Origin of the sequence: Subdoligranulum variabile, assembly GCF_025152575.1 — a bacterium.
Classification (GTDB): Bacteria; Bacillota; Clostridia; order Oscillospirales; family Ruminococcaceae; genus Gemmiger; species Gemmiger variabilis.
In genome coordinates this window covers 347,201-370,525 of record NZ_CP102293.1, presented here as the reverse complement: position 1 = coordinate 370,525, position 23,325 = coordinate 347,201, and the positions used below count along the sequence as shown (strand labels likewise).

Here is a 23,325-nt window from a genome sequence, read left to right as displayed (position 1 = left end):
AGGAGGCTCTTTTTTAGTTTACGTAGAATGCGATCCGCAATCGGGCGCAGATGTCCTTGTACGCCCTTTGCCAGCAAAAAGCCTGTCAGGTCGGCCTTTTTCATTTTGCCTCGTGGGGAATCGAAATTTTCTCCACGGTGATTTTGCCGTCCGCCACATGGGCCATCATCATGGTGATCTCCTGGTGGAAACGGCGCGGCCCGCAGGAACCCGGATTGAGCCAGAGCAGACCGTCCTTCTCCTCCTGCAGATATTTATGGGAGTGTCCGAACACCACCACGTCCACATCCGCGAGGTCGGATGGCAGTTCCTTTTTATTGTGGACCATGAAAAAGCGCACACCACCCAACGTGACCCGGAGATCATGGGGTATTGCCTCCGCCCATTCTTTGTCGTTGTTGCCACGGACGACATAAAGCGGCGCATAGTGCCGCAGTTCGTCCACGACAGACTGCCGGTTGATATCCCCGCCGTGCAGGATAACGTCGGCGGTCTTCAGATAATTCACTACCTGGGGGCGCAGCAGACCATGGGTGTCGGAGAGAATGGCGAGGTTCATGCCTGTGCACCTCCGGAAAAGCGTTTCACAAGATCCCGGTAAAACCGACGGGCGTCCTCCAAGTCCTGTGCGTCGGGATGCCCTTTGGAGAGGCCGCCCACCAGCTTGAACGGGCCGAAAGTGTCGTATCCTTTGCAGCTGAATTCGCCCAGTACCAGGCAGCCTTTTTCCCGGGCAAGAGCTTCCATGGTCTTGGCACCGTTGCCTCGGGCACCGCCGTAGGTGTAGACGAAGAAGACCGGCTTGCCCTCGGGCAGATATTGCCGGGCAAAGGATACCACCCCTTTGTGAAACTCGAAGCCGTAGATGCCGGAGGCAAAACCGATGCAGTCATAGGCCTCCAGACGGACGACCTGACGGGTGGTCACATCAATAAGATCGATATCGCCCTCACCGGCCATGGCTTCCAGGACCTTGCGGGTATTGCCGTGGTGGCGGGAGTAGTAGCAGATGGCGGTTTTCATCAGGCGTTGCCTCCTTGCAGGGTCCAGCCGAAGTCGTTGTGATAGATCATCTGTCGGGTCATGCCGCCGTCGATGCAGATGTTTTCCCCGGTGATGAAACCAGCCTTGTCGGAACAGAGATAGAGCACCATGTTGGCGATATCCAGCGGATTGCCCACACGTCCCGCCGGCTGCTGTGTGGCATCGGGCCCCTCGTAGACCGTGTAGTCGGTGTCGATCCATCCAGGGGAGATGGAATTCACCCGGGCCTTGCCCGCCAGGCTTACGGCAAGGGCGTGGGTCAGGGCCGAAATACCGCCTTTAGCCGCCGAATAACTCTCGGTTTGAGGCTGGCTCATGCGGTCACGGGAAGAAGAAATGTTGACAATGGCAGCGCCGGGGGCCAGGTGGGGCGCAAACAGCTTGGTGAGATAGAAGGGGGCGGTGACGCCTACCCGCAATGCATAGTTGAACTCATCATAGCTGCATTGATCAAGCCCCTTCATCAGCGGCAGTGCATTGTTGATCAGAAAATCCACATGCCCGTAGTCGGCAAGGACTTTCCGGGCAAAATCTTCCAGCACCGTCTGCTCCGCCAGATCCCCCACATAGTAATCGTTGGGCAGCAGGTCAATGATACACACATGGGCGCTGGCTTTGCGGAACTCATCGGCAATGGCCTTGCCAATGCCCCTGGCACCGCCGGTGATGACGGCTACCTTCTCTGTAAACATACCCTTTCCTCCTCAGATGATAATGCCTTCACAGTGGTCGATCTCGTGCTGGATGATCTCGGCGGTCCAGCCGGTAAAGTTCTTGATCCGCTGCTGGAATTTCTCGTTCTGCCATTGGACCTTGATGGTCTTCCAGCGTTTGACCGGGCGTACGCCGGTCAGCGAAAGGCAGCCCTCTTCCGCCTCGTAAGGGCCGGACCTGCGCAGGATCTCAGGGTTGAACATGACCTGATACTTGCCTTCGTTGTCAAAGGCGATGATCCGTTTGTTGACGCCGATCATGTTGGCGGCCATGCCGACGCAGCCGTCCTTATGGTATTCCAGCGTTTCCAGCAGGTCCGCGGCTACAGGTAGGTCCTCCGGGGTGGCAGGCTCAGCCTTTTGTGCCAGAAAGATCACATCTTTGCAGATTTCGCGAATCATGGTTGTCTCTCCTTGTTGTGCAGAATGACGGTTGCTTTATAAAAGGTAGGCTATTCCTGCCAGATGATCGGTGCTTCGCCATGTTCCTGCAAAAAGGCATCGACCTTCCCGAACGGCGCAGAACCGAAGAAGCCCCGATAGGCTGACAGCGGGCTGGGATGGGCCGATTCCAGAATCAGCACGGGGCGCCGGGCGGAGGCGTCTTTGAAAAGGGGAGCATATTTCTGCGCCGGTTTGCCCCACAGAATGGCCGCCAGCGGCGCGGAATCCAGTTCCGCCACATAGGCAAGGGCTGCACGGGTAAAGGTCTCCCAGCCGTGGCCCGCATGGGAAAAGGCCGCGCCCTGCTCCACGGTCAGAACGGTGTTCAGCAGCAAAACCCCTTGTCTGGCCCAGGGCGTCAGGTCATTATGGCGGACGGCGACCGGGCCGAACTCGGACTCCAGCTCTTTGAAGATGTTTTTGAGACTGGGGGGCGTTTTACAGGCGTCGGGCACCGAAAAGGAAAGCCCCATGGCCTGGCCGGGCTCGTGGTAGGGATCCTGCCCCAGGATGACGACCCGTACCTTGTGGGCCGGGCAGGCACGAAACGCTGCAAAGATATTTTCGGGAGCCGGATAGACAGTGCGCGCGGCAGCAGCTTCGGTCACAAAGCTGTCCAGTTCCGAAAAATAGGGCTTGGAACACTCGGCGGTCAGAAACGGTGCCCAGTCGCCGTCCAGAAGCGGGGTGAGTTGCTGGTGCAGCAGCATAAAACGTTCCTCCTCCACAGAATTTTCACCAGTATACCACAGGGCGGCGGGGCTTGCAATGTGCAGCCAAACGCGGTATAATAGCATTTATGTTGCGGCACTATGCCGCAGGAGAGTTTATTAAAGGGGAGAATTCTCTATGCGTTCGATCAAGACCAAACTGCTGAGCCTGGGCATGGCTGGTTCCATGCTGCTGACTCTGGCGGGCTGCAATCTGTCCACGCCGTCCAGTGTGGGCACCATCGGAGATGTGGAAATCCCGGCGGGCGTGTATCTGCTGGCCCAGTATAATGCGTACAATACCGCGTCCGGTCTGGCCGATCTTGCCACCGGCGAAACCGCCAATGACGTCAAGGCTGTGCTGAAGGCCGAGTGCACCGGTACCATCGGTGACGAGGAAGTCACGGCCACCGGTTCCGAGTACATCGAGAAGCTGACCATGCGTGCCATTGAATATTATGCTGCTGTGGAGACCAAGTTTGCGGAACTGGGGGCCACGCTGGAGGATGCCGCCACGTCGGAAGTGGCCGACAATGTGGACAGTATGTGGGAGTCCAACGGTGATCTCTACGAGGCCAACGGCATCGGCAAGAGCAGCCTGCAGGCTTATCTGCTGAATGCACAGAAGGCCAGCACGATCATGGACCTGATCTATGGGGCGCAGGGCACCGATCCGGTGAGCGACGAAGAGTACACCGATTTCGTCAACAATTCCTGCTACTACATCGAGAGCGTGCAGATCCCGTTGGTGGATTACAGCACCTACACGATGGCGGACGACACCCAGAAGGCGCAGCTGGAGGATCTGGCGGAACAGTGCCGCCAGCAGCTGAGCGAGGAGGCCAACAGCCAGACGACTTCCACCAGCGCCCTGTATGAGGCGGTTGCCACCTACGTCCCCCAGGCGATGGAGCTGATCGGCGCCACGATGGAAGATGCCTCCCAGGCGGTTTATTACGCCGGGTCCCAGTTGTACACGCCGGATGATGTGGCCAACTACGGCGATGACGAGTATAACAACCTGACCGATCCGCTGGACGAAGCGGGCATGAACCAGTGGACCATCATCGACCTTGGCACGATGCTGCTGGTGGCACGCCGTATCGATCCTTTCAAGACCTACACCATCGCCCAGCTGACGAGCATGTACGATCTGCTCACTGCGCTGAAGAGTGATGACCTGCAGAATGAATTCTATGCGGACGGCGCAGCGCTGCCCCATGCATTGGATGAAGGCGCTATGAAGACCTACAGCGCCTCCAAAATCAAAAAGAACGTCTAAGACTGACTTGGCCGGGAGCATCATGGAGTGCCCCGGCCTTTTTATTGCCAGAGGAGGAAAGCCATGACCCAAAACAAGACCGTCAATCTGCTGCTCGAAGTGCTGGGCTGTTTTATTTCAGCGGCGGGCATCTACAGTTTCGCGGTGGCCGCGGAAGTCCCCGTCACCGGCGTGGCCGGCATCTGTGCCATCCTGTACCGATTGTTCGGCCTGCCCATGGGCCTGAGCAACGTGCTCATCAACGTGCCCATCGTCATTCTGAGCTATAAGCTGCTGGGCCGTTCCTTTTTGCTGCGCAGCCTGCGCTGCATGATCCTCTTTGCGGTCTTTACCGACTATCTGCTGCCCATTATGCCGGTTTACACCGGCAACCGGTTACTGGCAACCATCTGCGGCGGCGTAGTGGGGGGCATCGGCGACGCACTGATCTACATGCAGAACTCCAGCACCGGCGGTATCGACTTCATCACGATGGCCATCAAGGCCAAGCGGCCTCATCTGCCCTTCGGCAACCTGACCTTCGGCGCAGCGCTGGCGGTTATCCTCCTCAACGGCGCGGTGTTTCATGACGTGGATTCCATCATCTACGGTCTGATGTTCAATTTTATTGTGGCGGCCGTCATCAACAAGATGATGTTCGGTTTCTCCTCGTCCATGCTGGCGCTCATTGTTACCGACGACGGCAAAGCGGCCTGCGACGAGATCGATCGTGTGGCCGACCGCGGTTCCACGATCCTGCAGGGGCGCGGCGGGTACGCCGGACAGCCCAAGGATGTGGTGCTCTGCGCCTGCTCCAACAAGCAGCTTTATGAGATCGAGCACGCCATGCAGGTGCTGGATCCCGGCTGTTTCATCATCATGCTGCAGTCCAATGAGGTCCAGGGCGAGGGCTTCCGTCGCCTGGAACTGGGTAAGAACGACGAGCGATCCTCCTGAAAAAAGGCAGACAACCAAAGGGTTGTCTGCCTTTTTGCTGCTTATTTCAAAATACCCCGTGCCATATCCTGGAAAATGCCCGGCGTGTTTTCCAGTTCCCGGAAGGTCCCGCGCTGTACGATGCGGCCGCCGTCCATGACCAGGATCTCATCACAGTTCTGCAGGGTGGAAAGCCGGTGGGCAATGGAGATAACGGTGGTACCGCATTCTTCCTTCATCCGCTCGATTTCCCGCTGGATGAGTTTCTCCGACGTGTTGTCCAGCGCCGAAGTAGCCTCGTCCAGAATGAGAATCTTTGGTTTGCGCAGGAAGATACGGGCCAGGGCAATGCGCTGGCGCTGCCCGCCGGAAAGGTTGGTGCCGCCCTCCGACAGCACAAAGTCGTAGCGCCCCGGCAGTTTTTCGATGTCAGCGGCAATGTTGGCCTTGCGGGCGGCTTCCTGCACATCCGCCAGCGGGATGTCTCCGGACAGACCGTAACAGATGTTATGGTAGACGGTATCCGCGATCAGGAAAGGCGTTTGCGGTACCAGCGCCACATTCTCTGCCAGTACCCGGCGGGAAAGGGCCGCAAGAGAAGCTCCGCCCAGCGTTACCGCTCCGTCTGCCCGTTCCAGCTTGTCGATGACCTTGATGAGCGTGGACTTCCCGCAGCCGCTGGGACCGGCCACGCCGATAAACTTTCCGGCGTCGATGCACAGGTCGATGTCTTTCAGGATCGGCTGGTCCGGCTTTTCCGGATAGCTGAACCGCACCCCGCACAGACGGATATCGTTGCCAGCCAGGCGGGTGTTGCCGCCTTCCGGCGTTTCCTCGTAGGAAAAATCCAGGGGCAATTCCAACAGCTGGAAGTAATCGTCGGCCAGAACCACGCACTCGGAAAACTCATCCAGAATCCGGTGCAGTTCCCGCAGCGGGCCGGTCAGCTGGGTAAAACAGAGATAAGCGGTCAGCACGGTGCCGATGGTGATGACCTGTTGGGAAGCCAGCAGCACCGAAAGCCCGATGACCAGTACGCTGAAAAAAGCCTCATTCACGAATTTCAGACAGTCGTAGAACGCCATGGCCTTGTGATGGCGCATCTCTTTTCGGCGCAGCTGTTCGGACTGGGCTTCGATACGGGCGCTCTCGGTATGGGCGCTGTCCAGAGCGCGGATGGTCTCGATGCCGCCCAGGAGCTCCACCATGGTCCCGTCCATGTCGGCTTTGGTGTCCATGAGCTCCACGCGGATGCCTTTCTGGGTGCTGATCTGCCGGAAAACGATGAAGGTGCCCACGGGAATAACGAGGATCACCAGACAGGCCACCGTGAACGGCAGCTGCCAGAAGATCGTGACGATGGCCGCCACCCCGGTGAAGACAGCGGGAGCAAAGTCCATAAAGAGCAGCTTGATGAGTTTGACGGTGCCTTCCAGACTGCGGTTGAGTCGCCCGTGGATGTTGCCGGTCATATGGTTCCGGAAATAGGAAAGAGGAGCCATCAGCAGGGAGAGGGCGGCCCGCTGGCGGGCGTTTTTTTCGGCCTGGGTGGCGGCGTCTTCCACGATCAGGCGGCGGATGACCTTGATGACCTCATTGACCACGTTCACCAGCAAAATGACCAGCAGGATCGGCAGGACCGACTGAAAGGTGGCGCTCTGGGCGGCCAGTACGTGGTCGGTCAGATAGCCGATGGTCAGCGGCGTCAACTGGCTCAATACGGCCGACACGGCCAGAATTGCCAGCACCAGAAAAAATTCCCCCTTTTGTTTTCGGGGCAGCAGGGCAAAAATCTTTTTCCAGACTTTTGGGGATTCTTTCTTTGTGGTCATGCCGTTGAGCACCCTTTCCGCGAATTGCATCGCCGCGAGATTGCCTTCATTCTATCACACTTTGCGAGGACTGAAAACGGGTGCAGCGGGATTTTGGGCATAAAAAATGCACAGGGAGGAAACCCTGTGCAGCAGTCTGGTGTACTTATTGGGCGCGGGACGGTTTGTCCGGCGGATATTCGCCCTGCAGTTTTGCCTCCATCCGGCTCAGACGGGCCTCCAGCTCCGAAATTCGGTTGCTGACGATATCGGGCAGCGCCTGCTGGTCCAGGTCATCGGCCGGGCAGCATTTGATGTTGCCCACCCGCACCACTTCGGCGGGCACACCCACGGCAGTAGCGTTGGCGGGCAGATTTTTCAGTACCACGCTGCCGGCGCCCACCCGGACGTTGTCGCCGATGTACACAGGGCCCAGCACCTTGGCACCGGCCCCTACCAGCACGTTGTTGCCCAGCGTGGGGTGCCGCTTGCCGGTATCCTTGCCGGTGCCGCCCAGAGTCACGCCGTGGTAGATGGTGCAGTTGTCGCCGATCTCGGTGGTTTCGCCGAAGACGATGCCCATGCCGTGGTCGATGAACAGCTTGTGGCCGATTTTGGCACCGGGATGGATCTCAATACCGGTAAAATGGCGCGAGAGCTGACTGATCAGCCGCGCAATAAAGAACAGTTTTTTCTGGTAGAAAAAATGTGCGATGCGATGCGTTACCAGCACATGAAAACCGGGATACAGGATGATGACCTCCAGCACATTGCGGGCAGCGGGATCCTTGTCCCGGATATTTTTCGCGTCTTCCCAAAGACCCATGATGTTTTCCTTTCCCTGACAACCAAACGATATGTATATAAATAGTAGCACACTTTACAGCAAAAGGCAATCTTGGGGAGGAGGGACGGCATTTTTGTCAAAATGTCCAAAAGTTGACGCAAAAATCCATAAAATCCCTCGATCGTGAAAAGACCGGGTTGCATTGACACTTTCGCCATGGCATGGTACAATAAGTAAAATCTGTGTAAGGGAGAGGTGCGCCACATGATGAGCTGTTCCACCAGCTTTAAAATGTACGGTGGGGTGTTCTTTCCTGGCACCGCACAGGGTATTGCTTTTTGACTTTTCCCTTTTTTGGGGAAAAGTTTTTTTTTGCCCGCACGCCGAAAGGGCGCCCCGGGTATTTCAAAAACAACAGGAGGTCTTGCCATGCTGATCCGCAATGCGAAAGACTATAACGGAAAGCCTGTGGAACTCTGGCTGCACGACGGCAAAATCGCCGCTGTAGGTCTGGGACTGCTGGTGCCGGAAGGGGAGGACGTGCTGGATGCCAAGGGCCGCACGGTGTTGCCCTCCTTCATCGACACCCACTGCCACTGGCGCACGCCGGGCTTTGAGTACAAGGAGGACATCGCCACCGGCTCTGCGGCAGCCGCCGCGGGCGGGTACACCTTTGTGAACCTGATGCCCAACACCAAGCCGGTCTGCTCCACGGCGGAGATTGCCCACGCTGTGGAGGAGGAAGCCCGCCGTATCGGTCTGTGCGATGCCAACCAGACGGTCTCCATCACGAAGGATTTCGACGGCAAGACCATCGACCACCTGGCTACGCTGCCCGATGACATCAAGTTCATCACCGAGGACGGCCACGGCGTCATGAACAATGCTGTCATGGCGCGGGTCTTTGCCCTGGCTACCGAGCGCGGCCTGACGGTCATGTCCCACGCCGAGGACAGCGATATCAGTCCCTGGGACTACCGCCTGGCGGAGAATATCGAGACGGTGCGCAACTGCCACCTGGCCGAGTACTACGGCACCCGGCTGCATATGTGCCATGTTTCCACCAAAGAGGCGGTGGACGCCATCCGGATGAGCCGGATGCGCGGGGCGCGGGTGAGCTGTGAGGTCACGCCCCATCACCTGTGGTTTGACGACAGCCGCCTGCAGTACAAGGTCAACCCACCCATCCGCAAGGCGGAAGATGTGACGGCTCTGATCCAGGCCATCAAGGACGGCACCGTGACCTGCATCGGCACCGATCATGCGCCCCATACTGCGGAAGAGAAGGAAAAGGGCGCCGCCGGCATGGTGGGGCTGGAGACCGCCTTTGGCGTCTGCTACACCAAGCTCTGCCGGGAACAGTGCCTGCCGCTGGAGCTGCTCAGCTTCCTGATGAGCGCCGGCCCGGCTGCCGTCATGGGACTGGCCGACCGCAAAGGCCTGCTGCAGCCCGGTTACGACGCCGACGTGGTGCTGGTGGATCTGGACCACATGTACCAGGTGGATGCTTCGGAACTGCACAGCAAGAGCAAAAACTGCCCCTATGACGGTGCCTATCTTTTTGGTAAGGTCGTCACCACCATCAAGGGCGGCAAAGTCACCTTTCAGATCGAGGAATAACAACGAGAAAAGAACGGGGGAACCATCATGACCAACATGGATAAACTGTACGAAAGCGTTGCGGCCAACGGCCCGGTCTGCGTGGGCCTGGACACCGAGATCAGCTATCTGCCCACTACCGACACCGCCAAGACCGCAGGGGAGAACGTGGTGGAGTTCAACCGTGCGCTGATCGCGGCCACCAAAGGCGTGGCAGGCTGCTACAAGGTGCAGATCGCCTACTATGAGTCTTTGGGCCTGGACGGCATGCGCGCCTACGCCGAAACGCTCAAGATGGCCCGCGCCACCGGCCTGCCGGTCATTGCCGACATCAAGCGCGGCGACATCGCCAAGACTGCCGAAATGTACGCCAAAGCGCACTTTACCGGTGATTTTGAGGCCGACATCGTCACGCTGGCGCCCTATATGGGTCTTGACTCCATCAGCCCCTATCTGCCCTACTGCAAGGACCAGGGCAAAGGCGTCTTTGTGCTCTGCCGCACCTCCAACCCTGGCGCCAAGGACTTTGAATACCAGAAACTGGCCGATGGCCGCCACATCTACGATCTGGTGGGCGACAGCCTGACCGAGATGGGCAAGGATTACATGGGCGAGTGCGGCTACTCCAGCATCGGCCTGGTCATCGGCGGCACCTACACCGAGGAAGCCACCGCCATCCGGGCTGCGTACAAGAACACCTTCTTCCTGATCCCGGGTTACGGTGCCCAGGGCGGCAAGGCAGCTGATATCGCCCAGTACCTGACCAAGGGCAACGGCGGTGTGGTCAACTCCAGCCGCGGCATCCTGCTGGCTTACAAGAAACAGCCCGGCGTGGCCTTCGACGAGGCCGCCTACAATGAATGTGTGCGCATGCGGGAGGATATTCAGGGTGAATGCAATAAGCTGTAAACTTCAGGTCCTGGCCCAGGAGACTCTGGCGCCGGACATCCGCCGTCTGGTGGTCCAGTGGCAGGATCCCCGCCACGAACCGCACGCCGGTCAGTTCTATATGCTGCGGGCCTGGGCTCCGGAGGCAACTCCCATCCTGTCCCGCCCCATCAGCGTCCATGACTTTGACAACCAGAGCGGTGCGCTGACCTTCCTGTATCAGGTAAAGGGGGAGGGGACCCAGAAGCTGGCAGCTCTCCAGCCCGGCCAGACACTGACCGTCACCGGCCCCTGCGGCAACGGATTTGACGCTGTGGCGCTGGCGGGTCAGTACAAGAAAATTGCCGTGGTGGGCGGCGGCATTGGCACCGCTCCGCTGCTGCTGCTCTGCAAGCAGCTCTGCCGCGCCGGGGTACGCCCCGACCTGTATGTGGGATTCCGGGACGAGCCCTACGGCATGGAAGCCTTTGTGCCCTGGTGCCACACCATCCATCTGGCCACCGATTCCGGTGCCCACGGCCATCATGGCCTGGTCACCGACCTGCTGGATGCGGCCAACTACGATGTGGTACTGACCTGCGGTCCCATGGTCATGATGCGCGGCGTGGCCAAGCTCTGCGCAGCGGCTGGCACGCCCTGCCTGGCCAGTCTGGAAAAGAAGATGGCCTGCGGGCTGGGCGCCTGCCTGGGCTGCACCTGCCATACCAAGGTGGGCCCCCGCACCGTCTGCAAGGACGGCCCTGTATTCCAAGCCGAGGAGGTGTTTGACTGATGGCAGACCTGCATGTGGATTTTCTCGGCAAGCGGCTGGCCGGCCCGGTCATCGCAGCTTCCGGTACCTTTGGCTTCGGCCCGGAATATGCCGATATTGAGGACCTGCGGGTCCTGGGCGGTATCTCCGGCAAGGGGCTGACCCTCCACGGTCAGCCCGGCAACGAGGGAGAGCGCCTGTACGAGACGCCCTCCGGTCTGATGAACTCCATCGGACTGCAGAACCCCGGCGTGCAGCATTTCATCGACCATGAACTGCCGGCCATGCGCCGGTGCGGCACCACCGTCTGGGCCAACCTGGGCGGCCACACCATCGAAGAAAATGTGGAAGGCGTGGAAAAACTCTGTGCCGCGGGTATCGATGTGCTGGAGCTCAACATCAGCTGCCCCAACGTGAAACAGGGGGGGCTTGCGTTCGGCATCCGGGCACAGGACGCCAGTGAGGTGGTCGGTGCAGTGCGGAAGGTCTGCACGGTGCCGCTGGTGGTCAAGCTCAGCCCCCAGGCGGAGAGCATTCCCGAGATGTGCAAGGCGGTGGAGGCGGCTGGTGCCGACGGCATCAGCCTGTGCAACACCTTCCAGGCCTGCGCCATCGATCTGGAAAAACGTCGTCCGGTGTTCAACAACACCTTCGCAGGACTGTCCGGCCCGGCAGTGCGCCCCATTGCCCTGCGGATGGTCTGGCAGGCGGTGGGCGCCGTCAGCATCCCGGTGGTGGGACTGGGCGGCATTCTCACGGGCCGCGACGCACTGGAATTCATTATGGCCGGTGCAGCCGCTGTACAGGTGGGCACCGCCAACTTCCTGGATCCCCAGGCCTGTGTGCGGATCACCCGGGAAATCGGCCAGTGGATGGATGCTCACGGCGTGAAAACACTGGACGAGATCCGCGGATGTGCACGCAACTGATCTGAATTTTTATGCATCTATCTTGCAATAATATGCAGATTATGCTAGGATTAAATGAGAGAAACTACAGGAGGAAAGTATCATGGCGAGAGAAGCAATCGAAGTTTTGAAGGAATGTGAAGCCTTCCTGGAAGGTCATTTTCTGCTGTCGTCCGGCCGTCATTCCGGCGCCTACTGCCAGATGGCATTCCTGCAGCAGCACCCCGACCGCTGCGCCGAGGTCATGGCGCCGGTAGCCGAGAAACTGAAGGAACTCAATGTGGACGTAGTCGTCGGTCCCGCCATGGGCGGCATCGTTTATGCGTACGAGCTGGGCCGTCAGCTGGGCAAGCGGGCCATCTTCACCGAGCGCGTGGATAACGTGATGACGCTGAAGCGCTTCCGCATCCATCCGGGCGAGCGCTGCATCATTGCCGAGGACGTGGTCACCACCGGTGTGTCCAGCCTGGAGACCAAGCGCGTCATTGAGGAAGCCGGCGGCGTCTGCCTGGGCATTGCCTGTGTGGTGGACCGCACCCGCGCCGAAGCACCGTCTCCCATCCCCATCGTGGCCAGCGCACTGAAGCTGGATCTGCCCAACTACGCCCCGGAAGAATGCCCCATCTGCAAGGAGGGCAAGCTGCCGCTGGTCCACCTGGGCAGCCGCAAGATGAAGGAAGCGGCCAAGCAGACTCTTTAATTCAGAACAGGGAGCTTAGAATATGCAGGCATATCTGATCCTGGCAAACGGCCGGGTGTTCCGCGGGCAGAGCATTGGCTGCCCCGGCACGACCATCGGCGAAGTGGTGTTTGCCACCGGCATGGTCGGCTTTGAGGAAACGCTGACCGACCCCAGCTACTACGGGCAGATCATCACCCAGACCTACCCGCTCATCGGCAACTATGGCATGAACCATGAGGATGTGGAGAGCACCAAGATCTGGGCCCGCGGCTACATCGTCCGCGAGGCGTGCAAGACGCCCTCCAACTTCCGCAGTGAGGAGACGCTGGATTCTTTCCTGAAACAATACGGCATCATCGGCATCGAGGGCATCGATACCCGCAGCCTGACCCGCACTCTGCGGGAGAGCGGCGTCATGAACGGTGCCATCACCACCGAGTTTGATCCCGAAGCGCAGCCGGAGAAGGTGGCGGAACTGATGCCGCAGATCCAGGCCTACGCCGTGACCGATGCGGTCAAGACGGTTACCTGCCGGCAGGCCACCACCTATGAGCCTACTGTGCAGGGGGCCTGGGGCGAGACGCCGCTGCATGTGGCGCTGCTGGACCTGGGCTGCAAGAACAACATCGTGCGCTGCCTGCAGAAGCGCGGCTGCCGTGTGACGGTGCTGCCCGGCACCACCACCGCTGCGGAACTGAAGGCACTGAACCCGGACGGACTGATGCTCTCCAACGGGCCCGGCGACCCGGCGGAAAATGTGGAGATCATCAAGAACATCGGGGAAATGCTGGATTCCGGCATCCCGGCCTTCGGCATCTGCCTGGGCCATCAGCTGACCGCCCTGGCGGCCGGCGCCAAGACCTGCAAGCTGAAGTACGGTCACCGCGGGGCCAACCAGCCCGTCAGCCACTACAGCGGCAAGCGCACCTATATCACCAGCCAGAACCACGGCTACGCGGTGGAAGGGGAGACCCTGCCTGCCGAGGTGGGCCGTGTGAGCTATCGCAACGCCAACGACGGCACCTGTGAGGGCGTGGACTACTTCCGCTGGAACTGCTTTACCGTGCAGTTCCACCCGGAAGCCAACGGCGGCCCCAAGGATACCGAATTCCTGTTTGACGAGTTTGTCAGCCGTATGCTGGCAGCGAAAGGAGTAATCAACAATGCCTAAAGATCCCAGTATCAAAAAGGTGCTGGTCATCGGTTCCGGCCCCATCATCATCGGTCAGGCGGCAGAGTTTGACTATTCCGGTACCCAGGCCTGCCGCGCCCTCAAATCCGAAGGTGTGGAGACGGTCCTTGTCAACTCCAACCCTGCCACCATCATGACTGACCCGGACATCGCCGATCACGTCTATATTGAACCGCTGACGGCGGAAGTGGTGGAGCGCATCATCGAGAAGGAGAAACCCGATGCCATCCTGCCCAACCTGGGCGGCCAGATGGGTCTGAACCTTTCGATGGAACTGGCCCGCAACGGTTTCCTGGATCGCAGTGGCGTGCGTCTGCTGGCCTGCAAGCCCGAGACCATCGACCGCGCTGAGGACCGTCAGCTCTTCAAGGATACCATGGAGAAGCTGCATCAGCCTATCATCCCCTCCAAGGTTGTGGAAGATCTGGATGATGCGCTGGATTTTGCGGAAGTCATCGGCTATCCGGTCATCGTCCGCCCGGCCTTCACCATGGGCGGCACCGGCGGCGGCATCTGCGAGGACCGGGAGAAGCTTCATGAGATTGCTACCAACGGTCTGCGCCTGTCTCCCATCCACCAGATCCTGGTGGAGAAGTGCATCTCCGGCTGGAAAGAGATCGAGTACGAGGTCATGCGCGACTCCAAGGGCAACGTGATCACCGTCTGCAACATGGAGAACCTGGACCCCGTAGGCATCCACACCGGTGACTCCATCGTGGTGGCCCCCAGCCAGACCCTGTCCGACAAGGAATACCAGATGCTGCGTACCGCGGCGCTGGACATCATCACCGAGCTGGGCATCGAGGGCGGCTGCAACTGCCAGTTTGCCCTCAAGCCGGACAGCTTCGAGTACGCGGTCATCGAGGTCAATCCCCGCGTGTCCCGTTCTTCGGCGCTGGCTTCCAAGGCTACGGGCTATCCCATCGCCAAGGTGGCCACCAAGATCGCTCTGGGTTACACCCTGGACGAGATCACCAACGACGTGACCGGCGAGACCTGCGCCTGCTTCGAACCGGCTCTGGACTATGTCGTCGTCAAATATCCGAAGTGGCCTTTCGACAAGTTCGTCTACGCCGACAAGTCCCTCGGTACCCAGATGATGGCCACCGGTGAGGTCATGGCCATCGGCAATAACTTCGAGCACGCCATGATGAAGGCGGTTTCCTCCATCGAGCTGGGTATGGACACCCTGACCCTGCCTGATTTTGAGAAGCTCTCCACCGAGGAAGTCATCGAGCATCTCCATGTGCAGGACTCCGAGCGTGCCTTCTGCGTGTACGAGGCCCTCAAGCGCGGCGTGCCCCATGAGACGATTTACAACATCACCAAGATCGACTGGTGGTTCCTGGATAAGATGCAGCACCTGGCCAACATTGAGCTGGGCCTGCAACAGGGCGAGCTGACCCGGGAAAAGTACCTGGAGGCCAAGAAGTACGGCTTCCTGGACAAGACCATTAAGCGTCTGGCCAAGGTGGATACGCTGCCCGAAGCGCCGAAAGCGGCCTTCAAGATGGTGGATACCTGTGCGGCAGAGTTTGCCGCCAAGACGCCCTACTTCTACTCCACCTACGATGAAGACAACGAGGCGGCGCAGTTCATCGCCGAGCACAGCGATTCCAAGAAGAAAAAGGTATTGGTTTTCGGTTCCGGCCCCATCCGCATCGGTCAGGGCATCGAGTTCGACTATTGCTCGGTGCACGCCGTCTGGACGCTGAAAAACCATGGCTGTGAGGCCATCCTGGTCAACAACAACCCCGAGACGGTTTCTACCGACTTCGATACTGGCGACCGCCTCTACTTTGACCCGCTGAACCCCGAGAGTGTGGACAATATCATCGCCACCGAGAAGCCGGACGGCTGCCTGGTACAGTTCGGCGGTCAGACTGCCATCAAGCTGGCCAAGCACATGGATGACATCGGGCTGCCCATCCTGGGCACTCCGGCCGACGCCATCGATGAGGCCGAGGACCGCGAACGCTTCGATGAGCTGTTGGAGCGCTGCGGCATTCCCCGTCCCGAGGGTCGTACCGTCTACACCCTGGACGAAGCCCTCAAGGCGGCCCAGGAGGTGGGCTACCCGGTCCTGATGCGTCCTTCCTACGTGCTGGGCGGTCAGAATATGATCGTGGCCTACAACTCTGCCGACGTCATCGAGTATATGGGCGTCATCACGGCCCATGTGGATATGAGCCACCCGGTGCTGATGGATAAATATATCTATGGCACCGAGTGTGAGGTGGATGCCATCTGTGACGGTACCGATTACCTGGTACCCGGCATCATGGAGCAGATCGAACGTACCGGCGTGCATTCCGGCGACTCCATCTGTGTCTATCCGCCCTACAACTTCAGCCAGAAGGTCATCGACACTCTGGTAGATTACACCGGCCGCTTTGCCCGCGAACTGAAGGTCGTGGGTCTGGTGAACGTCCAGTATGCGGTCCAGGACGGCAAGGTGTATGTCATCGAGGTCAACCCCCGTTCCAGCCGTACCGTGCCGTATATCAGCAAGGTCACCGGCGTACCGATGGTGGACCTGGCCGTGCGCTGCACCCTGGGCGAAAAGCTCAAGGATATGGGCTATGGCACCGGCCTGTGGCGCGGCGGCAAGAGCCCCTACTATGCCGTCAAAGTGCCGGTATACAGCTTCCTGAAGCTGCACGGCGTGGACACCATGCTCGGCCCCGAAATGAAGTCCACCGGCGAGGTGCTGGGCATTGCCCCCACCTTCCACGAGGCGATGATGAAGGGCCTTGTGGCGGCTGGTTACCAGTTCAAGGTGCCGGGGCCCGGTTCCTGCGTCATTGTCACGGTCAAGGACAGCGACAAGAAGGAAGCCGCCGAGCTGGCCTGGAAGCTGCATGACTACGGCTACAAGATTTACGGTACGTCTGAGACGGCCCGGTATCTCAACAGCCAGATGGTGCCCTGCAGCGTGGTGCGTCAGATGAGCGGTGCCCGTCCCAATGTCATCGACCTGCTGGAAAGCGGCCTGGTGGATTACATCATTTCCACAAGCCCGCACGGCCGTGACCCGCACCGCGACTCGGTCAAGTTCCGCCGCAAGGCCACGGAGCTGTCCATCCCGTGCATTACGGCGCTGGACACCGCCCGTGTGCTGGTGGATGCGCTGCGCGGCGATCACGATATCAGCCAGATGGAACTGGTGGATATCGCCCGGCTGCATCGCGACGCCAAACAGGATTGATTCTGTAAAAAAATGTGCCTGTACCCTGCGGTACAGGCACATTTTTTGTGGATTCTGCGAAGAATTTTGCAGAGGGGCAGCTGAAAAGCGGCGTCTATTCGCCGAATGACGGAATTTGCGCGACTGTTTTTGGTGAATTTTAGACCATTTGCCGATTTCCGTCGCAATTGGTCAAAAACGCTTGATTCTGCGCGGTATTTTTTCTATAATATGGGGCGTAACAATAACAGGCACTGTGCCTAAGCAATAGGGAGTATAAAGGAATTATGACGAGATCTCAGTTGATTACCAAAGTTGCAAACGACACCGGCATGACCAGCGGCGAAGTGGAAAAGGTCATGGATTGCATTTTCGGTACCATCGGTGACGTGCTCAAGGGCGGCGACAAGGTTACGATTGCGGGGTTTGGCCGTTTTGAAATGCGGGAACGCCAGACCAAGAACTTTACCAATCCCAAGACCAAGGTGACCAGCAAGCTGGAGCCCACCGCCATCCCCGGCTTCAAAGCCAGCGGCCGCCTCAAGGAGAAGGTCGCCCAGTAAATCCTCTTACCCCACATTCCGGCCGCCGTACAGGCGGCCTTTTCTTTTGCGGTAACCCAAGAAAAAATCCCGACCGGAATACAGGATTCCGGTCGGGATTTCTTTCATTTCAGATTGGGACGGTCCTGGTCACCATCGGCCTTGAACAGCACAAAATTTTCGGGTTTGTTGGTGAAGTAGTAGTACTCGGTATTTTCCCGCAGTGGAGGCGTCAGGTAATTGGGGATGATGCAGCCATCGCCTTCCACGCGCTCGGTGAAGCCGGCGGCTTGCCAGACGGAGGCGGGAATCCCCACGTTGTAGCAGTCCATGTATTCGGCACCGGTGCGGTGCAGGATGGCGTCCAGGGCACCGCCCAACCGCGGCAGTACCTGATCCTCGCCGATGAAATCCACCAGGCGGACTACCGGTGCGCAGCCGGTTTCCCGGGCGGTGACGGTACGGGTGACCACGTAGGCCAGCAGCTTGCCGTGCTCCCGGGCAGCCCACACATCGTAGTGGAAATGGGGATAATGGAAATACCGGCGCCGCAGGTACCAGATATCCTTGTGCGGGGTATGCGGAGTAGGGGGCATGCCCAGCGGAATCAGATCAGCGGCGGATTCGATCTTCTCCAGCCCCAGATCCCGCTGCACCGGCGGCAGCACATAGCGCAGCGGCTTGGCCAGCTGGTAGTCGGTGCGGCGGCCCAGACGGTAGTAATGGGGGATGCGCCCGGCCTGCCAGCCCAGGAACTGGTAAAAGGTGCAGGTATTGGGGCGGATATTGTTGCAGGCCAGCACATCGGCGTGTAAAAGTCCCGGCAGGGCGTTCATCAGTTCCAGCCCTACGCCGTTGTGCCCCTTGGCTGCCACCCAGACGCTGACCCAGACGTCGGGCCTGCGCGCGGTGTTGGCCAGTATGTAACCGGCAGCACTAACGTAGTGGCCGTCCTGTTCCGCCACTGCAAACTGCGGCACACCGCCGCGGCCGGCGTAATAGTGGTGGTAAAGCTCCGGACGGTTCAGCAGCGGCAGCCGCATATCAAAATGCTCGTTGATGAAGTCGAGGATGGCCCGGTCTTCTCCCAGTCGGGCCAGACGAAATGTCACGTCAGACAATGGCCGAACCTCCCGTGACCGGCAGCGTTACGCCGGTAATGAACCCTGCCTCGTCCGACAACAGAAACGCCATGGCGGGCACCACGTCCTCCGGCGTGGCGTTGCGGCCCATGGGGTTATCGGCGGCAGCCGCCTGGACAATCAGGTCCGGGGTATCTTTCAGGAAGTGTGTTTCCATCATGCTGGGGGCCACGCAGTTGACTGTGACGCCGAACTTGGCGTATTCCACAGCCAGACTCTTCACCAGCCCGCCGATGGCGCTCTTGGCCATCACATAGGCAGCGGTGTTCTTGGGCGGGCAGCCGATGGTATAGCTGGTCTGGATAAAGAGCACCCGGCCGAACTTGGCACGGGCCATGGCAGGCAGGATGCCGCGGCAGATGCGGATGGCACTGTGGACCTCAATCTCCAGGTCCTTGTCAAAGCGGGTCTGGTCGAAGGCTTTGAATTTGGTGTTGACCACAGGCAGCGCCGGCAGGTGGATGAAATGGGTGGGAGCGGGAGCCGCCGCCTCCAGCAGCTGCATGAAGGTGTCTACCTTGGCCCGGTCGGACAGATCCACATCAAAGGGACGGATCTGCCCCGGAAAACGCTGGCACAGGGATGCCAGTTTGTCCAGATCGCCGCAGCCCTGGGCCAGAACCAGCGCATCGGGAGCGCCGTCCAGCAGGCGGGCAATCAGCGCACGGCCCACATCGCTGGTGGCGCCGGTGATCAGATAAGTATACGACATGATGGAATCCTCCCTCATTTGGCAAGGCCTGCCTTGATGATGCCGCGGGTCACGCGCTGCCCGTTCTGGTTGGTGATCACGGCTTTGATTTCCGCTTCGCTGCCGATCTCACTGACGCGCAGCACAGTGCCTTTCACCGTCAGCGTATCACCGATAAAGACCGGCTTGGCAAATTTGCATTCCACGCCGTGGAGCAGACAGTGCTCTCCGGGCAGATAGACACCGGCCAGCGTAGAGAAAAAGCTGGCTCCCAGCATACCGTAGACCACCCGGCCGGGGTAGCCGCGTCCTTTGGCATATTCGGCGTCTATATGGATGGGGGAGACGTCCCCGGTAATGGCCTGGAACGCCTCCATCATTTCGGCGGTGACCGTGACGGTGAATTCCTCCGTCAGGCCGGGGACCATCTCGGCCAGCGTGTAGTGGTTCATCGCAGACTCCTTTTTATTCCTTCGAAAAAAGGCGGCACAGGGCCGCCCATACAGTATGTGTTGTGAAAATCCCGGGAAATCAGACCATGCGGGCCACAAGATCCAGCAGGTCGCCCACATCCTTCAGGCCGCGAACGTCCGAGAGCTTGAATTTGATGTTGAATTTCTTCTCAATGGCGGTCAGTAGGTTGATCTGTTCCAGGCTGTCCCAGTCCTCGATGTCGTCGGCACAGGTCTCACGGGTGATGACCAGCGTGTCGTCGTCGAAGTTGTCACGGAAAATATCCTGCACCGCAGTCAAAATATCCTGTTCGGTCATATTCAGTACTCCTTTAAAGCTTGGTAGTTACCCATACTATAGCATAAATCGCCGCGCGGCGCAAGAAAAGTTGTAAAAGTGCGGCGCAGAAGCGTGTGTTAAAAGCCGTAATCTTCCAGCCGTTTTTCCAACTCCACCTCGCTGTAGACCGGCACCCCCTGCTGCAGCGCCAGCACGTCGGCTTCGGGCAGCAGGCGGGTGTAGATTTCGTCGTATTGCGCCAGCGGACCGGTGCCATCTCCCGTATACAAAGCCACATGCCCCGCGTTGTCTTTTAAAAGGTAGAGAGGTTCCTCCCTGCGGGCGCCGCCCCTCCAGAGAAACCATACGCTCACGATCAGGCAGACCAGGGCAGCCGCCCCCAGCAGCCAAAGATACACGGCAGAACCGCGCTTTTTCTTGTTTTCCATCCTAAGCCCTCCTTTGGAGTTAGTATGGTACGGTGCAGCGGCAAAAAAACAAAAAGTTGTGAATTTTGCGGAACGGACTGTACTTTTGCGGTGGTTTTGTGGTATAATCCATTCTATAGCATTCTGCAATTCTGTGTTACGGCTTTGCCGGCAACGCTTTTTGGATAGGATCAAAGGAGGCGGTTCCCATAGAACCCAAAAAGGAACGCCATATCTCGATGGATGGCGTAAAATCTGGTAACGGTGCGACGGGGCAGTTCAACCCGGTCAATCCCCAGGACCCTAAAAAGAAAAAGAAGAAAAAGCGTCGGAGCATTCCCGGCATGATTCTTCGGTTCATCGGCTGTGTGTTCTGCGTGGGTATCATGCTGTGCAGCGTGGGCGGCGTGCTGCTGTCCATGTATATCGTGCAGGTCACGGCGGATGATGGAGAAGTCCTGGACCTGGATAACCAGAAAAATAAGCAGACTACCATCATCTACGACAAGAACGGCAACGAATACGCCACCCTGACCCAGGGCGAAAACCGTATCTGGCGGGAACTTTCGGCCATGCCGGAGGATCTGCAGCATGCGGTCATCGCCATTGAGGACAAGGACTTCTACAACGAGCCCGGCATCAACATCAAGCGTACCATCGGTGCAGCTCTCAATGAGTTCACCGACCACGCCATCTACGGCTCTCAGCAGGGTGCTTCCACGCTGGAACAGCAGCTGGTCAAGAACCTGACCGGCGATGACGAGGTGGACAAGATGCGTAAGGTGCGCGAGATCTTCCGCGCTCTGGGTCTTGCCAACCGTTACAGCAAGGAGACTATCCTGGAGGCCTACCTCAATACCATCCCGCTGACGGGTATTGTCTGCGGCATGGAGGCTGGTGCACAGGAGTATTTCGGCAAGCATGTGGAGGATCTGACCCTTTCGGAGTGCGCAGTGCTGGCATCCATCACCAAGAACCCCACGGCGTACAATCCCTTCACCAACCCGGAAAACCTCATCACCCGCCGCAACCACGTGCTGTATGAGATGTATACCCAGGGGTATATCACCGAGGAAGAATACAATTCCGCCTGTGCCGAAACGATCACGCTGACGGAAACCAGCAGCTCCACCGAGAATGCCACCCGTTCTTCCCAGAACTCTTACTTCACCGATGCGCTCTACTACGAACTGCTCAACGACCTGCAGGAAAAGCTGAACATGACCGCGGACGAAGCCAAGTCCATGATCTTCAACGGCGGCCTGCGCGTCTATTCCACGGTGGACCCGGAAGTCCAGACGGCCATCGAAAATGCCATGTATGACGCCGAGGGCAACATCCCGGCCCTGTGGCATGAGGAAGCGGTCTGTCTGCGGGATTATCCGGCGGATACCAGCAGCTGGGATGACGTCACGTTTGATGAGAACACCGGTCTGCCGCTGACTAAGGACGGTCTGGCGGTGTACGGTGTGGATGACATCCCGGTCTATACCGACGACGAGCATACGACCCTCAAGATGGGCACCTCCACCGACGACAACTATCCCAACGATGATACCGAGTATCTCTGCGTGTACGAGACGGTCCGCACCCAGGCGGCCATCGCCACGCTGGATTACGACGGCAACATTCTGGGCATCGGCGGCGGTGTCGGCGAGAAGAAGTACGACCTGGGCACCAACCGTGCCACCATTCCGCACCAGACCGGTTCTACCATGAAACCCATCGGTGCCTACTGCCTGGCGCTGGACTACAAGCTCATCAACTATTCTTCCCAGGTGCTGGATGCCCCCTTCTACTCGGCGGAGGACAAGCGGGTGCTGAAAGATCAGTATTCCTATATGGATCCCTACTCCGAAGCGGCCCAGTCCCGCTCCGATGTCTGGCGTGCCTGGCCCACCAACTACGGTGGTGCAGGCGGCAACGGCGATCCCATGCTGGTGTATGATGCTCTGCGTCAGTCCTACAACACCGTGGCGGTCTGGGTCGGCAACATGGTCGGCGTGGACTTCCTGTACAATTTTGTCCACGATACCCTGGAATGCACCTATATCGACGCCGAGACCGATATGGACCTCGGACCTCTGGTGCTTGGCTCTCAGAGTCACGGTATGACGGTGGTGCAGCTGGCCGGCGCTTACAGTATTTTCTACGACGGCACCTTCACCACGCCGCACTACTACACCGAGATCACCGACTATCAGGGCAACGAGGTGCTGGACAACACCAAGTATATCAACACGATCCAGGCCATTGACCCGACCACGGCCTATATCATGAACCGCATGATGGCGAACGTCCTGAAGAGCGGCGGTACAGCCAGCGGCATGGCGCCGGCTGGCGACATCGAGGCGGTGGCCAAGACCGGTACGACCAGCGACTACAAGGATTATACCTTTGCGGGTCTGACCCCGTACTACGTCACCACGCTGTGGTGGGGCTGTGACAAGCCCACGAGCCTGTATGAACTGGGCTCGGCAGGCCGCAACGGCAAACCCATCCAGCTGGTTTGGAAAGCGCTCATGGAAGAGCTGCAGGCCGACAAGGAAGCGGCCAGCTTCCCGATGCCCGATGGTGTTGTGACCAAGCAGTTTGATACCTCCACCGGCGCGATCGTTTCCGGCGGCGGCGCCACGGGCTATTACACCGAGGACAACCTCCCCGACGCGAGCTATACCACAACGGAAACAGATCCCTACGCAGCCCTTGCACAGCAGGCGGCGGAAGGTGCACAAACCACCGATACCACGCAGTCTACGGATGCTACCCAGCCGGCTGCCTGATTCTGAAACCACTTGCGACCATCTCGATGTACACCATCGGGATGGCCGTTTGTTTTTTGTGCGCGCACAGATAGCCGTGGTAGAAAAACAAACG

General features: G+C 59.0%; 23 protein-coding genes. 11 read left to right on the top strand and 12 right to left on the bottom strand.

Annotation, left to right across the window (positions count from 1 at the left end; translation table 11 throughout):
* Positions 1-100: 100 nt before the first annotated feature.
* Genes NQ490_RS01785 through NQ490_RS01765 form a run of 5 tightly spaced genes read right to left on the bottom strand, consistent with a single transcriptional unit; the run spans position 101 to position 2,911 of the window.
* Positions 101-559 (bottom strand): metallophosphoesterase family protein, encoded by a 459-nt coding sequence (locus NQ490_RS01785; RefSeq protein ID WP_007047104.1) that lies wholly within the window; start codon positions 557-559, stop codon positions 101-103.
* Positions 556-1,023 carry a flavodoxin family protein gene (locus NQ490_RS01780; RefSeq protein ID WP_007047103.1) on the bottom strand — a complete coding sequence of 156 codons (468 nt, stop codon included), beginning with the start codon at positions 1,021-1,023 and terminating at the stop codon, positions 556-558. Before NQ490_RS01780 ends, NQ490_RS01785 begins: the two co-directional genes overlap by 4 nt.
* Positions 1,023-1,736, bottom strand: coding sequence for an SDR family oxidoreductase (locus tag NQ490_RS01775; RefSeq protein WP_007047102.1), 714 nt, complete (start codon positions 1,734-1,736; stop codon positions 1,023-1,025). The genes NQ490_RS01780 and NQ490_RS01775 overlap by 1 nt, the downstream gene beginning before the upstream one ends.
* 12 nt (positions 1,737-1,748) lie before the next feature.
* Positions 1,749-2,159: a peptide deformylase gene (locus NQ490_RS01770; RefSeq protein WP_007047101.1), complete on the bottom strand. Its 411-nt coding sequence runs from the start codon at positions 2,157-2,159 to the stop codon at positions 1,749-1,751.
* A gap of 50 nt (positions 2,160-2,209) precedes the next feature.
* Positions 2,210-2,911: a uracil-DNA glycosylase gene (locus tag NQ490_RS01765; protein WP_040917733.1), complete on the bottom strand. Its 702-nt coding sequence runs from the start codon at positions 2,909-2,911 to the stop codon at positions 2,210-2,212.
* Positions 2,912-3,050: 139 nt separating this feature from the next.
* Between NQ490_RS01765 and NQ490_RS01760 the strand changes: the two genes are divergently transcribed.
* Both NQ490_RS01760 and NQ490_RS01755 read left to right on the top strand, forming a co-directional pair.
* Entirely contained in the window at positions 3,051-4,193 is a 1,143-nt protein-coding gene (locus NQ490_RS01760) for a hypothetical protein (RefSeq protein ID WP_007047099.1), read from the top strand.
* Between the two features lie 63 nt (positions 4,194-4,256).
* Positions 4,257-5,129, top strand: a complete 873-nt coding sequence (locus NQ490_RS01755; RefSeq protein ID WP_007047098.1) for a YitT family protein — start codon at positions 4,257-4,259, stop codon at positions 5,127-5,129.
* Positions 5,130-5,170: 41 nt separating this feature from the next.
* Here NQ490_RS01755 and NQ490_RS01750 read toward each other — a convergent pair whose 3' ends face one another.
* Together NQ490_RS01750 and epsC are read right to left on the bottom strand one after the other, a co-directional pair.
* The gene (locus tag NQ490_RS01750) at positions 5,171-6,940 is read right to left on the bottom strand and encodes an ABC transporter ATP-binding protein (protein WP_040918117.1); all 1,770 of its coding nucleotides are present in this window, start codon (positions 6,938-6,940) and stop codon (positions 5,171-5,173) included.
* 145 nt (positions 6,941-7,085) lie between these two features.
* The gene (gene epsC / locus NQ490_RS01745) at positions 7,086-7,745 is read right to left on the bottom strand and encodes a serine O-acetyltransferase EpsC (RefSeq protein ID WP_007047096.1); all 660 of its coding nucleotides are present in this window, start codon (positions 7,743-7,745) and stop codon (positions 7,086-7,088) included.
* Between the two features lie 390 nt (positions 7,746-8,135).
* Between epsC and NQ490_RS01740 the strand changes: the two genes are divergently transcribed.
* From NQ490_RS01740 to NQ490_RS01705, 8 genes are all read left to right on the top strand, one after another.
* Positions 8,136-9,326 carry a dihydroorotase gene (locus tag NQ490_RS01740; protein ID WP_007047095.1) on the top strand — a complete coding sequence of 397 codons (1,191 nt, stop codon included), beginning with the start codon at positions 8,136-8,138 and terminating at the stop codon, positions 9,324-9,326.
* A 27-nt stretch (positions 9,327-9,353) separates the two neighbouring features.
* Positions 9,354-10,214, top strand: coding sequence for an orotidine-5'-phosphate decarboxylase (gene pyrF, locus NQ490_RS01735; protein WP_007047094.1), 861 nt, complete (start codon positions 9,354-9,356; stop codon positions 10,212-10,214).
* Positions 10,195-10,965, top strand: coding sequence for a dihydroorotate dehydrogenase electron transfer subunit (locus NQ490_RS01730; RefSeq protein WP_007047093.1), 771 nt, complete (start codon positions 10,195-10,197; stop codon positions 10,963-10,965). The genes pyrF and NQ490_RS01730 overlap by 20 nt, the downstream gene beginning before the upstream one ends.
* On the top strand, positions 10,965-11,873 hold the full coding sequence (locus NQ490_RS01725) for a dihydroorotate dehydrogenase (RefSeq protein ID WP_007047092.1): 909 nt from the start codon (positions 10,965-10,967) through the stop codon (positions 11,871-11,873). Before NQ490_RS01730 ends, NQ490_RS01725 begins: the two co-directional genes overlap by 1 nt.
* Positions 11,874-11,955: 82 nt before the next feature.
* A complete protein-coding gene (pyrE, locus tag NQ490_RS01720) occupies positions 11,956-12,552 on the top strand; it encodes an orotate phosphoribosyltransferase (protein WP_007047091.1) in 597 nt (198 codons plus the stop codon).
* Between the two features lie 22 nt (positions 12,553-12,574).
* Positions 12,575-13,705: a glutamine-hydrolyzing carbamoyl-phosphate synthase small subunit gene (gene carA, locus NQ490_RS01715; protein ID WP_007047090.1), complete on the top strand. Its 1,131-nt coding sequence runs from the start codon at positions 12,575-12,577 to the stop codon at positions 13,703-13,705.
* Positions 13,698-16,934: a carbamoyl-phosphate synthase large subunit gene (carB, locus tag NQ490_RS01710; protein ID WP_007047089.1), complete on the top strand. Its 3,237-nt coding sequence runs from the start codon at positions 13,698-13,700 to the stop codon at positions 16,932-16,934. The genes carA and carB overlap by 8 nt, the downstream gene beginning before the upstream one ends.
* Before the next feature lie 266 nt (positions 16,935-17,200).
* Positions 17,201-17,476: an HU family DNA-binding protein gene (locus NQ490_RS01705; protein ID WP_007047087.1), complete on the top strand. Its 276-nt coding sequence runs from the start codon at positions 17,201-17,203 to the stop codon at positions 17,474-17,476.
* Between the two features lie 104 nt (positions 17,477-17,580).
* Here NQ490_RS01705 and NQ490_RS01700 read toward each other — a convergent pair whose 3' ends face one another.
* The 5 genes from NQ490_RS01700 to NQ490_RS01680 all read right to left on the bottom strand — a co-directional run bounded on the left by NQ490_RS01700 (position 17,581) and on the right by NQ490_RS01680 (position 20,469).
* Positions 17,581-18,576 carry a hypothetical protein gene (locus NQ490_RS01700; RefSeq protein ID WP_007047086.1) on the bottom strand — a complete coding sequence of 332 codons (996 nt, stop codon included), beginning with the start codon at positions 18,574-18,576 and terminating at the stop codon, positions 17,581-17,583.
* Positions 18,569-19,309, bottom strand: a complete 741-nt coding sequence (locus NQ490_RS01695) for an SDR family NAD(P)-dependent oxidoreductase (protein WP_147644675.1) — start codon at positions 19,307-19,309, stop codon at positions 18,569-18,571. The genes NQ490_RS01700 and NQ490_RS01695 overlap by 8 nt, the downstream gene beginning before the upstream one ends.
* A 14-nt stretch (positions 19,310-19,323) precedes the next feature.
* Positions 19,324-19,740, bottom strand: coding sequence for a MaoC family dehydratase (locus NQ490_RS01690; RefSeq protein WP_007047084.1), 417 nt, complete (start codon positions 19,738-19,740; stop codon positions 19,324-19,326).
* 79 nt (positions 19,741-19,819) lie between these two features.
* Positions 19,820-20,059: an acyl carrier protein gene (locus tag NQ490_RS01685; protein ID WP_007047083.1), complete on the bottom strand. Its 240-nt coding sequence runs from the start codon at positions 20,057-20,059 to the stop codon at positions 19,820-19,822.
* 98 nt (positions 20,060-20,157) lie between these two features.
* Positions 20,158-20,469: a hypothetical protein gene (locus tag NQ490_RS01680; RefSeq protein WP_007047082.1), complete on the bottom strand. Its 312-nt coding sequence runs from the start codon at positions 20,467-20,469 to the stop codon at positions 20,158-20,160.
* 218 nt (positions 20,470-20,687) lie between these two features.
* On the opposite strand from NQ490_RS01680, the gene NQ490_RS01675 reads away from it, so the two are divergent.
* Complete coding sequence (locus NQ490_RS01675) at positions 20,688-23,231, top strand: transglycosylase domain-containing protein (protein WP_007047080.1); 2,544 nt, start codon at positions 20,688-20,690, stop codon at positions 23,229-23,231.
* Positions 23,232-23,325 lie beyond the last annotated feature (94 nt).

Bases quoted from the DNA above. Each gene is read 5' to 3' on its own strand.
- NQ490_RS01785 (WP_007047104.1), bottom strand. From the start codon at position 559: ATGAACCTCGCCATTCTCTCCGACACCCATGGTCTGCTGCGCCCCCAG.
- NQ490_RS01780 (WP_007047103.1), bottom strand. From the start codon at position 1,023: ATGAAAACCGCCATCTGCTACTACTCCCGCCACCACGGCAATACCCGC.
- NQ490_RS01775 (WP_007047102.1), bottom strand. From the start codon at position 1,736: ATGTTTACAGAGAAGGTAGCCGTCATCACCGGCGGTGCCAGGGGCATT.
- NQ490_RS01770 (WP_007047101.1), bottom strand. From the start codon at position 2,159: ATGATTCGCGAAATCTGCAAAGATGTGATCTTTCTGGCACAAAAGGCT.
- NQ490_RS01765 (WP_040917733.1), bottom strand. From the start codon at position 2,911: ATGCTGCTGCACCAGCAACTCACCCCGCTTCTGGACGGCGACTGGGCA.
- NQ490_RS01760 (WP_007047099.1), top strand. From the start codon at position 3,051: ATGCGTTCGATCAAGACCAAACTGCTGAGCCTGGGCATGGCTGGTTCC.
- NQ490_RS01755 (WP_007047098.1), top strand. From the start codon at position 4,257: ATGACCCAAAACAAGACCGTCAATCTGCTGCTCGAAGTGCTGGGCTGT.
- NQ490_RS01750 (WP_040918117.1), bottom strand. From the start codon at position 6,940: ATGACCACAAAGAAAGAATCCCCAAAAGTCTGGAAAAAGATTTTTGCC.
- epsC (WP_007047096.1), bottom strand. From the start codon at position 7,745: ATGGGTCTTTGGGAAGACGCGAAAAATATCCGGGACAAGGATCCCGCT.
- NQ490_RS01740 (WP_007047095.1), top strand. From the start codon at position 8,136: ATGCTGATCCGCAATGCGAAAGACTATAACGGAAAGCCTGTGGAACTC.
- pyrF (WP_007047094.1), top strand. From the start codon at position 9,354: ATGACCAACATGGATAAACTGTACGAAAGCGTTGCGGCCAACGGCCCG.
- NQ490_RS01725 (WP_007047092.1), top strand. From the start codon at position 10,965: ATGGCAGACCTGCATGTGGATTTTCTCGGCAAGCGGCTGGCCGGCCCG.
- pyrE (WP_007047091.1), top strand. From the start codon at position 11,956: ATGGCGAGAGAAGCAATCGAAGTTTTGAAGGAATGTGAAGCCTTCCTG.
- carA (WP_007047090.1), top strand. From the start codon at position 12,575: ATGCAGGCATATCTGATCCTGGCAAACGGCCGGGTGTTCCGCGGGCAG.
- carB (WP_007047089.1), top strand. From the start codon at position 13,698: ATGCCTAAAGATCCCAGTATCAAAAAGGTGCTGGTCATCGGTTCCGGC.
- NQ490_RS01705 (WP_007047087.1), top strand. From the start codon at position 17,201: ATGACGAGATCTCAGTTGATTACCAAAGTTGCAAACGACACCGGCATG.
- NQ490_RS01695 (WP_147644675.1), bottom strand. From the start codon at position 19,309: ATGTCGTATACTTATCTGATCACCGGCGCCACCAGCGATGTGGGCCGT.
- NQ490_RS01690 (WP_007047084.1), bottom strand. From the start codon at position 19,740: ATGAACCACTACACGCTGGCCGAGATGGTCCCCGGCCTGACGGAGGAA.
- NQ490_RS01685 (WP_007047083.1), bottom strand. From the start codon at position 20,059: ATGACCGAACAGGATATTTTGACTGCGGTGCAGGATATTTTCCGTGAC.
- NQ490_RS01680 (WP_007047082.1), bottom strand. From the start codon at position 20,469: ATGGAAAACAAGAAAAAGCGCGGTTCTGCCGTGTATCTTTGGCTGCTG.
- NQ490_RS01675 (WP_007047080.1), top strand. From the start codon at position 20,688: ATGGATGGCGTAAAATCTGGTAACGGTGCGACGGGGCAGTTCAACCCG.